At 72.9% G+C, this 13,521-nt stretch carries 10 protein-coding genes; 4 read left to right on the top strand and 6 right to left on the bottom strand.

Annotated features, from left to right (window positions below; translation table 11 throughout):
• Positions 1-70 precede the first annotated feature (70 nt).
• Positions 71-943: a universal stress protein gene (locus AVW11_RS02325; protein ID WP_076043048.1), complete on the bottom strand. Its 873-nt coding sequence runs from the start codon at positions 941-943 to the stop codon at positions 71-73.
• Between the two features lie 278 nt (positions 944-1,221).
• Between AVW11_RS02325 and AVW11_RS02320 the strand changes: the two genes are divergently transcribed.
• Complete coding sequence (locus AVW11_RS02320) at positions 1,222-2,094, top strand: universal stress protein (RefSeq protein WP_060177257.1); 873 nt, start codon at positions 1,222-1,224, stop codon at positions 2,092-2,094.
• 222 nt (positions 2,095-2,316) lie between these two features.
• On the opposite strand, the gene AVW11_RS02315 is transcribed toward AVW11_RS02320, so the two are convergent.
• The gene (locus tag AVW11_RS02315) at positions 2,317-3,027 is read right to left on the bottom strand and encodes a response regulator (RefSeq protein WP_060177256.1); all 711 of its coding nucleotides are present in this window, start codon (positions 3,025-3,027) and stop codon (positions 2,317-2,319) included.
• Between the two features lie 615 nt (positions 3,028-3,642).
• Between AVW11_RS02315 and AVW11_RS02310 the strand changes: the two genes are divergently transcribed.
• Complete coding sequence (locus tag AVW11_RS02310) at positions 3,643-4,107, top strand: pyridoxamine 5'-phosphate oxidase family protein (protein ID WP_060177255.1); 465 nt, start codon at positions 3,643-3,645, stop codon at positions 4,105-4,107.
• A gap of 25 nt (positions 4,108-4,132) precedes the next feature.
• On the opposite strand, the gene AVW11_RS02305 is transcribed toward AVW11_RS02310, so the two are convergent.
• Both AVW11_RS02305 and adhE read right to left on the bottom strand, forming a co-directional pair.
• Entirely contained in the window at positions 4,133-5,833 is a 1,701-nt protein-coding gene (locus AVW11_RS02305) for a sensor histidine kinase (protein ID WP_420713429.1), read from the bottom strand.
• Between the two features lie 94 nt (positions 5,834-5,927).
• Entirely contained in the window at positions 5,928-8,585 is a 2,658-nt protein-coding gene (gene adhE, locus AVW11_RS02300; protein WP_076043047.1) for a bifunctional acetaldehyde-CoA/alcohol dehydrogenase, read from the bottom strand.
• Positions 8,586-9,040: 455 nt separating this feature from the next.
• Here adhE and AVW11_RS02295 point away from each other — a divergent pair, with 455 nt between their 5' ends.
• Both AVW11_RS02295 and AVW11_RS02290 read left to right on the top strand, forming a co-directional pair.
• On the top strand, positions 9,041-9,727 hold the full coding sequence (locus AVW11_RS02295) for a CBS domain-containing protein (protein ID WP_107423223.1): 687 nt from the start codon (positions 9,041-9,043) through the stop codon (positions 9,725-9,727).
• 153 nt (positions 9,728-9,880) lie between these two features.
• Positions 9,881-10,813: a universal stress protein gene (locus tag AVW11_RS02290; protein WP_076043045.1), complete on the top strand. Its 933-nt coding sequence runs from the start codon at positions 9,881-9,883 to the stop codon at positions 10,811-10,813.
• Positions 10,814-11,031: 218 nt separating this feature from the next.
• Here AVW11_RS02290 and AVW11_RS02285 read toward each other — a convergent pair whose 3' ends face one another.
• A complete protein-coding gene (locus AVW11_RS02285; RefSeq protein WP_060177250.1) occupies positions 11,032-12,564 on the bottom strand; it encodes a YfcC family protein in 1,533 nt (510 codons plus the stop codon).
• Entirely contained in the window at positions 12,561-13,514 is a 954-nt protein-coding gene (arcC, locus tag AVW11_RS02280) for a carbamate kinase (RefSeq protein ID WP_076043044.1), read from the bottom strand. The genes AVW11_RS02285 and arcC overlap by 4 nt, the downstream gene beginning before the upstream one ends.
• Positions 13,515-13,521 lie beyond the last annotated feature (7 nt).

Raw genomic sequence — 13,521 nt, 5'->3', positions numbered from 1 at the left:
GTCCCTTCGGTGGATGTCGGGTCGCGGAAAGCGGGGCGGCATGTCGCACGCCGGCGGCCGGTTCGGTCGGTCAGTCGTGCGGCACGACCGCCACGGGAGCCGGGCAGTGGTGGATGACGGCGTGGGTGACGGTCCCGATGTGCGGACCGATCCGCGCACGCCGGTTCCTGCGGCCCACCACGACCAGCCGGGCCCCCCGCGAGGCTTCGACGAGGTCCTGCGCCGGCCGGCCCCGGCGGCATTCACGGACGACGGACACACCGGGGTACTTCTCCAGCCACGGGGCCAGCGCCTCGTCGAGCGCCCGGCGCGCGTCCTGCGCGACCTCCGCCGAGATCAGCTGCAGGGCGGCGCCCATTTCGGCTCCGTAGAGCGCCGGAAGGGCCCACGTGTGCAGTACCCGCAGACCGCAGCCGTACCGGTCGGCCGCCGCGAAGCCGAAGGCGAGCACCTCGTCGCCGGGTGCGGACGCGTCCAGGCCGACCACCACCTCTCCGGCCGGTCCGTCCTGCCCCGCACCCGGGGGGTCGTGCGGGCGGACCAGGACGGCCGGGCGCCGGGTGCGGGCGAGCACGGCCAGCGACACGGACCCGGCGAGGAAGCCGGCCAGCCCGCCCAGGCCACGGGAGCCGAGCACCAGCAGGTCCGCCTCGTCCGCGGCGGCGCACAGCTCCTCCACCGGGTCACCGCAGACCCACAGCGCCTCGGTCAGCAGACCCCGGTGGCGTCGGCGCAGTCGCCTCTCCGCCGTACCGAGCGCCCGCTCACCCCACCCCCGGGCGGTCGCCGGGTCCGCCGGGCGCGAGCGCCGGCCGTCGTCCTTGCTCCAGACCTGGAGAAGCCGCAGCGGCACCGCGCGGCACACCGCCTCCCTGGCAGCCCAGTCCATGGCGGCGAGGCTTTCACGGGATCCGTCGAAGCCGACGGTGACGGTGCGGGACATGGACGGCTCCTCGGGAGAACGGGGACGGGCCTGCATCTCCACAGTGGCCCGCCAGGACACGCCCCGCAGAGGGCCCACAGGTCCCTGTTGCGGGACCTGTGGGCCCGGCCGGACCGCACCCGGCCGGGGGGCGGACGGGGATCGTGGCCGAACGGCGCGAACGCAGGGCCAGGTGGCCCTCTGCCGACGGCGCCCGCCTCGCGGATGCTGGGAAGGAGAAGGAAGGGGCGGCCCGGGACGGCCCGGCCGTACCCGTCGAACCCTAGGGAGGCAGCCCCATGACGCGCGCCATCACCGTCGGAGTGGACGGATCGCAGGAGAGCCTGGCAGCGGCCGACTGGGCAGCACGCGAGGCCGGGATCCGCAAGGCCACCCTGCGTATCGTGCACGCCTGGCTGTGGCATCCGCTGGACGTGCCCCTCGTACAGGACGAGGAGGCCCAGGCCAAGTCCGCCGACGCGCTGCTGCGTCAAGCGGAGACGTACGTGACCGGGCGGTACCCGGACCTGACCGTCACGGCTGAAGTGGTGCACGACACCGCGGTCGCCGCACTGCTGCGTGAGGCGGAGCGGTCCGACGTCCTGGTGCTCGGTTCACGCGGACACGGCGCTCTGCTGGGCTTCCTGCTGGGCTCGTACGGTCAGCAGGTGATCGCCTCCGCGACCCGGCCGGTGGTGTCCGTCCGGCTCCGGGACGAGGGGACGCTTCCCGCGGAGGGCGGCGAGGTCGTCGTGGGCCAGCAGGGCACGCCCGAGGACTGCGCCGCGGTACTCGGGTTCGCCTTCGAGGCCGCGGCCGCACGCGGCGCGGCCGTTCGGGCGGTACGGGCCTGGAGCCTGCCCCCCGTCTACTCCTACGGGGCGGGCTCGATGCGCCTGATCGACGAGGCCGGAGGCTTGGAGCCGTTCGAGAAGAAGGCGCTGGCGCAGGCCCTCGCTCCGTGGCGGGCGCGGTACCCCGACGTGCCGGTCGTCGAGCACGTCGAGATCGGCAGCGGCGGGCAGGTGCTGCTGTCGGCCGCTTCGCACGCGCAGTTGCTCGTGGTCGGCCGACGGGCACGCCACGCGCCCGTCGGTACCCGCATCGGGTCGGTCGCCCACGCCGCGCTGCACCACGCCCGCTGCCCCGTCGCCGTCGTGCCGCACGCCTGACGGCCCCGCCCCGCGCCGGGACGGACGGCCTTGCCCGTCCCGGCGCGGAACAGCTTCCCCGTCGGCGCGGGCGCCGCGGTGTCCGACAGGGATCCGGCACGGCCGGCCCTCGGCCGACCTGCGGAAACGTCCCTGCCCGGCGCCTGGGAAGGACGCCGGGCTCGGCCGCTCAGCCGGTTTCGCGGGATGGTGAAACCTGCGCTCGGATCCTCGGAGGGCCCGTCACACCCTGCCGAGCCGACCGCTCTGATCGGCCGGGGCGGCCAGGGCCTGGGTGGCGATGACGGCGGCCTGCACCCGCCGTTCGACGCCCAGTTTGGCCAGCAGCCGGGAGATGTTGTTCTTGACCGTCTTCTCCGCCAGGTAGAGCCGCTGGCCGATCTCACGGTTGGTCAGCCCTTCCCCGACCAGGGCGAGGATCTCGCGCTCGCGCTCCGTCAGGCCCGGCAGGCCCTGGGGAGCCTCCTCCTGGGGAGGCCCGCCGCGCAGCCGGGCCATCACCCGGGCCGTGGCGCCGGGGTCCAGCATGGACTGGCCGGAAGCGACCGTCCGCACGGCGTTCACCAGGTCGGTGCCGGTGATCTGCTTGAGCACATAGCCGGACGCGCCGGCCATGATCGCGTCGAGCAGCGCCTCCTCGTCGTCGAACGACGTCAGCATCAGGCAGGCCAGGTCGGGCATGCGGGAGCGCAGCTCCCGACAGACGCTCACGCCGTCCCCGTCCGGCAGACGTACATCCAGGACGGCGACCTGCGGGCGCAGCGCGGGCACGCGGATGAGGGCCTGTTCGGCCGTGCCCGCCTCCCCGACCACGGCCAGGTCCGGCTCTGCGTCCAGCAGATCGTGCACCCCGCGGCGCACGACTTCGTGATCGTCGAGGAGGAAGACCCTGACCGGTTCCTTCCCGGTGGGGCCGCTGCTGTGGTCCGTCATCGCACACTCCGTGTTCGCCGGTTCTTCCGCCCGCCGGCGGATCCACTGCATCGTGCCGTGCGAGCGGGAACTCCGGCCAGGGCCGGACGGCCCTCATACGCGGCCGCGCCCCCTGTGGCTGCCCTGCCCGCCCGCCCGCGAGGCTCCGTCGGCGCGGGACCTTCGGCCCTCGCGCGCAGGGACCGGTCGGACCTGCCGCCCGCGCGCGCTTCCTGATGGACTGGCATGCACCGGCACGTCCGGCACCGTCAGCACCCCCGGGCCTCGCCCTGGACGAAGAGAGGCCGCCGCCATGTTCCTGCGACTGCTCCGGCGTCGCTCCTGCGACAGCTCCGGCGTCGCGCTCCTCCCCCGCGTGCGCCGGCGCCGCCCGGTGACCGGCGTACGCCCGGGTCCGGCCGTCCCGCCTCCTGCGGCTTCCCACCGCGTCATCCGGGCCCCGGGCCCGGGCCACGCCCTGCCCGCGCCTTCGCCCGACCGCTGCCGCACAACCGCCTGAACGGCGCGCCCGCGCCAAAGACCCCTCGGCCCGCTGCCGAGGGTCGACCGCGGGACGCCGACCGAAGGCACGCAGCGCTTCCGGGGACCACGCCAGAGCAGAAGGTGGGCACGACGATGAAGGACGAAGCCACGCAGCGCACGGTGGACGACCACCGGGGGGCGGTGGCGCCCCGGCGCATGACCCGGCTCGACCGCGCCGAGGCACTGCGCCTGCTCGGCTCCGTCTCCCTGGGACGCATCGTCTTCACCCAGCACGCCCTGCCGGCCGTCCGCCCCGTCAACCACCTCATGGACGGCGACGACATCATCGTCCAGCCCCACCCCGGCACGACTCTCGCCTCCATCGTCGCGCCCACCGACGCCGAAGGCGTCGTGGTGGCCTACGAGGCGGACGTCATCGACCCCGAAACGCACCTCGGCTGGAGCGTCGTGGTCACCGGCTACGCCCGGCGGGTCACCGATCCCGGCGAACTCGCACGCTTCGCCACCCGTCTGCGCCCCTGGATCGACCGCCCCGCCGCGGACGCCGCGCTACGGATCCGGCCCGACCTGGTCACGGGCCTGCAGCTCACCACGTGACGCGCCGACCGGGCCGAGGGCGATGTCACGGGGCGTCGACGCCGGCAGCGAGCGGCGCACGCCACACCAGTCGGCTGCCGCCCTCGTCCGGGCGCGCGATCTCCAGCGTGCCGCTCAGGCCCCGGGCCCGCTCTTCAAGGTTGCGCAGGCCGCTGCGCCTGCCGTCGGCGGGTATGCCCCGGCCGTTGTCCGTCACGGTGAGGATGACTTCGTCGCTGGTGGCCTGCAGGGAGACCTCGACACGCGTCGCGTGGGCGTGGCGGGCGGCGTTGCTCAGCATTTCGGTGAGGGCCGCCACGACGTGTTCGGCCACCTGCGCCGGGACGTCGGTGTCGAGGAGCCCTTCCATGCTGAGACGCGGCGGGAAACCGAGCGTGGTCGCCGTCTCGCCCACGGCGCGGGCCACGTGTGCCCGCAGGCTCGGGCGGGTGTCCTCCTCGCGCGCGCGGAGACCGAAAATGGTGGAGCGGATGATCTTGATGGTTTCGTCGAGGTCCCCCACGGCGCGCGAAATGCGTTCGGCGGCGCCCTCGTTCTGCACGAGCCGGGCGGCGCTCTGCAGGGTCATCCCCGTCGCGAACAGCCGCTGGATCGCCAGATCGTGCAGGTCCCGGGCGATCCGGTCGCGGTCCTCGAGGAGCGCGAGCTGCTCGGCGCCGCTGCGCCGTTCGGCCAGCTCCAGAGCGAGTGCGGCTTGGCCGGCGAAGGCCAGCAGCGGCTGAAGTTCGCCTTCCGTGAAAACGGGCTCCCCCCGGTGCCGGGCCAGCAGCAGCACGCCCCGGGTGTCCTTGGCGGCGGTGCCCAGGGGGACGGCGACCGCCGGACCCAGGCCCTCGAAGCGGCGGGGGCCGCAGGTGTCGCGATCGTCCTCCGCAAGGCCGGCCGTGGTCACGGGCGCACCGGCTTGGTAGGCGGCGCCGGAGAGGGTGCCCTCCACCGGGACCACCAGGCCACGGCGGGTTTCCCCGTCCGCACCGAGGGCCAGCTCGACGACGAGGTCGTCCGTCCCGGCGACGGGGACGGACACATCGGCGAGCGCCGCATCCGTGATCTCCTGGGCGCGGCGGGCGATGAGCGCGAGCACCTCCAAGCGCGGACTGCCGGACAGCAGGCTGTTGGTGATCTCCGCGTTCGCCTGCAGCCACCGCTGCTGGCGCTGGGAGCCTTCGTAGAGCCGGGCGTTGTCGATGGCGACACCGGCCGCGACGGACAGGGTGGAGATCACCGATTCGTCCTCGGCGTCGAAGTCCTGGCCGCCGCGCTTGTCGGTCAGGTAGAGGTTGCCGAACACCTGGTCCCGTACGCGGATCGGCACACCCAGGAACGTCCGCATGGGCGGATGGTGGGGAGGGAATCCGTACGACGCCTCGTCCGCGCCCAGGTCGGTCAGCCGGAGCGGCTCGGGATCACGGATGAGCTCTCCCAGGATCCCGTGCCCCTCGGGCAGCGGCCCGATCCGGGCGATCTCCTCGTCCGTCAGCCCGTACGTGAGGAACTGCGACAGGGTCCTGCCGTCGGGGCCGATGACCCCGAGGGCTCCGTACTGGGCGTCGACCAGCAGCGCGGCGGCTTCCACGATGCGCCGCAGGACCTGGGAGAGATCCAGCTCTCGGCCCACCGAGACGACCGCCTCCAGCAGGCTGTGCACCCGGTCCCTGGTGCCGCGGGCGGCGTTGATACGCGCCTGCAGCTCCTCCAGCAACTCGTCGAGTCGCATCTGAGGCATCCGCGACAACGGCTCCTCCACCCCCACTGGACCTCCTGACCTCGGTCACCCTCCGACGCGGACAGGGTATCGGCCCGCGCGGGTGCACCTGCGGTCAGAAGGTGGGAAGTGGCCGGGGCCCGGCGTAGTAGGCCGTGCGCATGATGTCCTCCATGTCGTCCAGCATCGGCATGCGCGGGTTGGCCGGGGCGCACTGGTCCTCGTAGGCGTTCAGTGCCTGCTGCGGCAGCGCACCGATGAAGGCGCTCTCGTCGAGGCCCAGGGCGCGGAAGGACGGTTCGATGCCCACGGCGTCCCGCAGGCGTTCCACCGCGGCGGCGTACGAGGCCACGCCCTCGGCGGGGGTGGCTGCCGGGAGCCCGAGGGCGCGGGCGATGTCCTGGAAGCGCTCGGGCGCCCGGTAGCTCTCGTACTTGGGCCATCCCGTCAACCTGCCGGGAACGGTCCCGTTGTAGCGGATCACGTGCGGCAGGAGGATCGCGTTGGTCCGCCCGTGGGCGATGTGGAAGGTGGCGCCCAGGGTGTGGGACATCGCGTGGACGATGCCGAGGAAGGCGTTGCCGAAGGCCATGCCGGCGATGGTGCCCGCGTTGTGCATCTTTTCCCGTGCCCGGCTGCGAGGTGCCGCCTCGCCGGTGACCGCCGCCTCCAGGTGGTCGAAGATCAGCCTGATGGCGTGCAGGGCCAGACCGTCGGTGAAGTCGTTGGCGTAGACGGAGACATACGCCTCGGTGGCATGGGTGAGGGCGTCGAAGCCGCTGTCGGCGGCGAGCGACGCGGGCAGCTCGGCGGTCAGGACGGGGTCGACGATCGCGACGCTGGGGGTCAGGGCGTAGTCGGCCAGCGGATACTTCTTGCCGGTCGCCGGGTCGGAGATCACCGCGAAGGGGGTGACCTCGGCACCGGTGCCCGAGGTGGTGGGGACGCAGACCAGGCGGGCCCGCTTGCCGAGCACGGGGAAGCGGAAGGCGCGCTTGCGAATGTCGGAGAACTTCTGCCGCATGTCGGCGAAGTCGACGTCCGGCTGTTCGTACAGCAGCCACATCACCTTCGCCGCGTCCATGGGGGATCCGCCGCCCAGGGCGATGATGGTGTCCGGGCGGAAGCCGCGCATGAGGGCGGCACCCCGCTGTACGGAGTCGATGCTCGGCTCCGGTTCGACGTCGTCGATGACCTGGAGGGTCACGGGCTGCTGCCGCTGTTGCAGGACGCGGCTGACCCGCTCCACGTAGCCGAGCCGGGTCATGGTGGCGTCGGTGACCACGGTGACGCGGTGGACGTCGGGCATCGCGGCGAGGTAGCGGATGGCCTGCGGCTCGAAGTAGATCTTCGGCGGCACCTTGAACCACTGCATGGTGTTCTGCCGCGTGGTGACGCGCTTGATGTTGAGCAGCTGGGCGGTCGAGACGTTGTCCGAGACCGAAGTCCTGCCCCAGGAACCGCAGCCCAGGGTCAGGGACGGAACGAGACGGTTGTAGATGCCGCCGATCGCCCCTTGCGAGGAGGGCGAGTTGACGATGATCCGTACGGTCCTCATACGGCGGCCGTAGCGCTCGGCGAGGGCCGGGTCACCGGTGTGGATCACCGCGCTGTGTCCCTGCCCGTGGAAGTCGACCATGTCGGCCGCCAGGTCGAAGCCCTCCTCCGTCGACGCGGCCCGCAGCACGGTGAGGACCGGGCAGAGTTTCTCCCGCGTCAGCGGCTCGTCGGGCCCGACGCGGCTCGCCTCGGCCAGGATGAGCGAGGTGCCGGCGGGGACGGTGAACCCGGCCTGCTCCGCGATCCGTTCGGGGCTCTGCCCGACGGCGGCCGGGTTGACGCGGCCCTGTCGCCCGGCCGGGTCCGGCGGGAACAGGTAGGTCTCCAGCTTCCGCTTCTCCTCGGCCGTCGCGACGTACGCGTGCAGGCGCCGGAACTCGGCGAGCGCCTGGTCGTACACCTCGGTGTCCAGGATGACCGCCTGCTCGGACGCGCAGATCATGCCGTTGTCGAAGGACTTGGACAGGACGAGGTCGTTGACCGCCCGGCGCAGGTCCGCGCTGTGGTGCACGTAGGCGGGAACGTTGCCGGCGCCCACGCCGACTGCGGGTTTGCCGGCCGAGTACGCGGCCTTGACCATGGCGTTGCCGCCGGTCGCCAGGATCAGCGCGACGCCGGGGTGGCGCATGAGGAGGCTCGTGGCCTCGATGGAGGGAGCCTCGATCCACTGCACGCAGTGCTCGGGCGCTCCGGCGGCGACGGCGGCGTCCCGCACGACACGCGCGGCCGCGGTGCTGCACACCTGCGCGGAGGGGTGGAAGGCGAACACGACGGGGTTGCGGGTCTTCAGCGCCAGCAGCGCCTTGAAGATCGTGGTGGACGTCGGGTTGGTGACGGGGGTGACCGCGCAGAGCACCCCGACGGGTTCGGCGATCTCGATGATGCCCTCGATGTCGTCGCGGCCGACGACACCGACCGTCCTCGCCCGGGACATGCTGTGGGTGACGTGCTCGCAGGCGAACATGTTCTTCGCCGCCTTGTCCTCGAAGACCCCCCGCCCGGTCTCCTCCACCGCCGAGCGCGCCAGGGCGGTGTGCTGGTCCAGGGCGGCCACCGACGCCTTGGCCACGATGTGGTCGACCATCTCCTGCGTGAAGGACTCGAAGTCGGCGAGTGCCTTGGAGGCGTTGTCGACCAGGAGGTTCACGGCGATGCTCGGCTCCGACGGAGGGGCATCGGGGGTGGTGCGGGGGGCGCTGGTCGGCTGAGTCATGGGAAAGCTCCCTGGGTATGGGTGGCGCCGCTGCCACACGTGGCGGGGCACCGGGGCGGCCGGCCGTTCCGTGCTGTCACCTACAGCCTTGCCCGGGACGCGCCCTCGGCGGAGGTCCCGAAGGTCCCTCGACGGGGCCCGTTGGTCTCCGGCCGCTCACCGGGCGCCGAGCAGCGTGGCGACGTACCGGGTCAGGTCGACGATGCGGTCGGTGTGCCCTCTTCCGACGGGCCCGGCCCTGCCCGTCGCGGGCCGTCACGGGCCGAACGGCCCGGTGCGGGGGTCCTGACCGGTTCTGTCCCCTGCCCGTCCTGCGCACCACGCTGGAAGCGACGGCACGCACGAGGAGCGGACGACCGGGTGGCTTCCGGCCCGGCGCTCTCCGCGGAGCCGTCGGCCCAGTCAGAGGCCGGGTCGCCTTCGGCGGCATCCGGAAACCTGCGGAACGAGTGGAGATGAGCGCCGTGATCGGAAGGCGGACGGTGGGCGAAGTCATGACCGGCGAGGTGGTCCGGGCACGCCCGGACACCTCCTTCGAAGAGCTGGCCGGCCTGCTCGCCACCTACCGGATCAGCGGCCTGCCGGTGGTGGACGACGACGACAAGGTCATGGGAGTGGTCTCCCGGACAGACCTCACCGGGCACCGGGCAGGTCGCGGCCCGGACGGACCGGGCCGGCGCCGGACGGTACGGACACTGCGGCGGCCGGCCGGCACCCACCCCGTCGCGGGACCTTCCCCGGCGGCCGCCGGGCTGATGACCAGCCCTGCTGTCACCGTGCATCCCGAACAGCGCGTCGTCGACGCCGCTCGCATCATGGAACGCCGCCACGTCGACCGGTTGCCGGTGGTGGACGAGGAGGACCGCCTCATCGGCATCACCACGCGCCGTGACCTGCTGCGCGTCTTCCTGAGGACGGACGAGGAGATCCTCGCGGACGTCTCAGGCGCTGTTCTCGGCCGGGCGCCGGCCGCGCACCGCGTCGACGGGCTCCGCATCGACGTCCGCGACGGGACGGTCACCCTCGCGGGCCTGCCCGAACCCGCCCTCGACACGGCCGTGTTGATCCGAGCCGCATGGCGTGTGGACGGCGTGGTCGGTGTGGTGAACCAGCTGACGGCCCGCGGCGAAGGCGGCCACTGACACCGGCGCCGGATGCCGCGGCGCTCCCCCGACCCCTTGCACCTCACCGGGCTGATATCTGCGTCCCGGTGACACGTTGCGGGCGACACCGCCCGCCCTGCCTCTCCCCGGACCGGTGCCGCGCACCATCCGAACCCCTCACCTGGAGGAAACATGTCACGTACCGTCATTGCCGCCGTGGACGGCTCCGCCGCATCGCTGGCCGCCGCGGAGTGGGCCGCCCGCGAGGCGCGGATGCGCCGTCTGCCCCTGCACATCCTGCACGTCTGGCAGGACTGGTCACCGGCGTTCGCCCACGCCCCGTTCGCCGGCGTGGACAACACGCCCGACGAGGGGGCGACCGTCACGCAGCAGTGGGCCCGGCGGGTCCCCCGCGCAGCGGCCGACCGGCTGCGGCAGGGACACCCCGGTCTGAAGATCACCGTCGAGCAGGTGAACGGCCGCCCCGCGCAGGTGCTGCTCTCCGCAGCCGAGAAGGCGGAGGTCCTGGTCTTGGGTTCCCGGGGGCTGGGCGGCCTGGCCGGCTTCCTCGCCGGGTCGGTGTCCCTGCCCCTCATCGCGCACGCCGAGCGCCCGGTCGTCGTCGTACGGGCCGGGGAGCGGGCCGAGGACGAACTGCGGGCCCGCAGCGGCGGCCACGGGGACCGCAAGGGGCAGTACCGCGACGTGGTGCTCGGCCTGGACCTCTCCAGGCCGTGCGACGAGCTGCTCGCGTACGCCTTCGAAGCCGCCGCTGCCCGCGCCGCCACTCTGCGGGTCGTGCACGGCTGGAGGGTACCGGTGGTCGACGGGTACGACCCCGCGGCGGCCGATCCCGGCCACGGTGTCGCTCTGGGGCTACGCGAGGCGGGCACGCTCACCGACGTACTGCGGTCGTGGCGGGGCGAGTTCCCCCAGGTCGAGGTCGAGGAGCAGTGCTTGGTGGGCCGGCCCGCGGGTCATCTCGTGGAAGCCTCGCAGGACGCCTCGCTGCTGATCGTCGGACGGCGCATACGCCGGGCGGCGATGGGGGCGCACATCGGCCCGGTCACGCACGCGGTGCTGCACCACGCCAGGACGCCCGTGGCGGTCGTCCCTCACCCCTGACCGCCGTCCCCCAACGCCGGGAGTCCTCGTCGCGCTGCTGCGCGACGAGGACTCCCGGCGTGCTGTGACCACAGCGTGGGCGGGTTGCTCGTCCTGCCGGTCGGAGGGCCGGTCGGCCCGCCCTGCGGTGCCCTGAGCGCCGCGCCGTACCGGGCGCACGGCGGTGGCCGGCTGGTCGGTGTCCCGACCGGCCGGCCTCCCGCGTGGCCCGTGGCGGTTCAGCGCACGGCCGCACCGAGTGCGAGGAATCCGGCGACGGCCACGAGCAGGGCACCCATCAGCGGTGCCATGAAGCGCAGGTACTGGTCGTAGCGGACCTTGGCCAGGGCGAGGCCGCCCATGACGACGGCCGAGGTGGGCGTGACGAGGTTCACCCATCCGGAAGCCGACTGGTACGCGGTCACCACCAGGGCCCGGCTCACTCCGGCGAAGTCGGCCAGGGGAGCGAGGATGGGCATGGCGAGGGCCGCGTGGCCCGAGGAGGAGGGGACGAAGAAGGCCAGGGGGAGATTCACCGCGAACATCAGGACGGCGAACACGCCGGAGGACGTGTCGGCCACCGCACTCTGCAGGGCGTCGAGGATGGTGTCGGTGACACTGGCGTTGTTCATGATCACTGTGACTCCGCGGGCCAGCATGACGATCATCGCCGCTCCGATGAAGTCCCCCGCGCCGGCGGTGACGGCGTTCGCGGTCCCCTTCTCGCCCAGGCCGCCGACGAGCCCCACGCCGACCGCCGCGACGATGAACAGGGCGGCGAGTTCGGGGAAGTACCAGCCGAGGGTGGGCAGGAAGGTGACGTGCAGATCGGACCAGGGCACGACGGCGAAGATCATGAAGAGGAAGGTGGCCGCGAAGAGGCACAGGACGGTGCGCTGGCGACTGGTGAGCTTCGCCGCTTCGCCACCCTCGGCCTTGATGCGGAGGTCGTCCTCGGTGAGGGGGGTCAGCGACCGGGAGGGGTCCTCGGTGACGCGGCGGGCGTAGCGTACGACGTATGCGGCTGCCAGCGCGGTCAGGCAGGCCCACATCACCAGTCGCAGGACGATCCCCTCTCCCGTGCCGATGCCGGCGCTGTCGGAGGCCACCCCGGTGGCGAAGGGGTTGACGGTCGAGGCGAGGGTGCCGATGCCGGCTCCCACCATGACGACGGTCGCGGCGACCATGCGGTCGTAGCCCAGGCCCAGCATCAGGGGGATCATCAACCCGTAGAACCCGAGGGTTTCCTCGGCCATGCCGTACGTGGTCCCGCCCAAGGAGAACACCGTCAGCAGGACCACGAGGAGCAGGGTCCTGCGGTGGTGCAGACGCTGCGCGAGGCGCGCCACCCCCGCCGTGAGTGCCCCGGTGCGCATCGTGACGGTGATGAACGCGCCCACGGCCAGGATGAAGAGGAACACGCCGGCCGCGCCCGCGAAGGAGCCGGTCCCCCCGGGCGCGGTGAGGCCGCTCCCGGCGTCGGTGACGCCGTACAGCCCGTTGACCGGGGAGAGGAACAGGTCTTTGAGCCGCTCCAGGAAGCCGCCGGCCGGTTCCACGGGGTGGTAGGTGCCCGGTACGGGGCTGCCGTCCACGGTGTCGTAGCGGCCGGCGGGGATGACGAACGTCAGGGCCCAGACTGCGACGGTGACGGCGATCAGGACGGTGAAGGCGGACGGGAACCGAAGCTGCCGCCGCGGGCCGTCGGGCGCCCCGGAGTCCGTTCCCGCCCGGGCCGGCTGCTGGGATGCGGGTGCGCTGTGCAAGGTCATGTCAGGTCCTGTGTTCCGTCGTGGCGGGCTTCGCGGTAGCGGCCGCTGGGTGTGACGACGGTGCCGGTGGTTCCGTCGAGGATGGCTCGGGCGTCTTCGAGGGCGCCGATGGCGGCCATGCCGCCGGTGAGCTCGACGAACCGGCACACGGCGTCGACCTTGGGTCCCATGGATCCGGCGGGGAACTGCCGGGCTCTCAGGGCGGCGGGCGTGGTCCGTCCGATGGGCTCGGCGCCCGGGGTGCCGTAGCCGAGCGACACGTGGGAGACGTCCGTGAGCAGCAGGAGCGCGTCGGCATCGAGCGCCTCGGCCAGGAGAGCGGCGGTGAGGTCCTTGTCCACCACGGCTTCGACGCCGGTCAGCTGCCCTTGTTCGTCCCGGATCACCGGTACGCCGCCGCCTCCGGCGCACACGGCCACCGCTCCCGAGTTCAGCAGCAGCCGGATCAGCCGGGTCTCCACGACGCGTTGCGGACGGGGGGACGGTACGACGCGTCGCCAGTGGGCGCCGTCCTGCTTGACCGTCCAGCCGCGTTCGGCGGCCAGCCGCTCCGCTTCGGTCCGGTCGTAGACGGGGCCCACGAATTTGGCCGGGTCGGCGAAGGCGGGGTCGGCCGCGGAGACAAGGGTCTGGTTGAGCAGGGCGCAGACCTGCCGTCCCGGCAGGGCGTTCTGCAAGGACTGGAGCAGCCAGTAGCCGATCATGCCCTGGGTCTCCGCGCCGAGGACGTCGAAGGGGTAGGGGCTGCTCAGGGAGCGGTCGGCGGCGCTCTGGAGGGCGAGTACGCCGACCTGCGGTCCGTTGCCGTGGGTGATGACGAGTTCGTGCTCGTGCGCGAGGGGGGCGAGCGCGGACACGGCGGCGCGGATGTTGGCGAGCTGCACGGCGGCGTCCGGCCGCTCCTCGCGGCGGAGGAGGGCGTTGCCGCCCAGTGCGACGACTACACGCATGACGTGT

Origin of the sequence: Streptomyces amritsarensis (genome assembly GCF_001953875.1) — a bacterium.
Taxonomy (GTDB): domain Bacteria; phylum Actinomycetota; class Actinomycetes; order Streptomycetales; family Streptomycetaceae; genus Streptomyces; species Streptomyces amritsarensis.
This window is presented reverse-complemented; position numbering and strand designations above follow the sequence as displayed.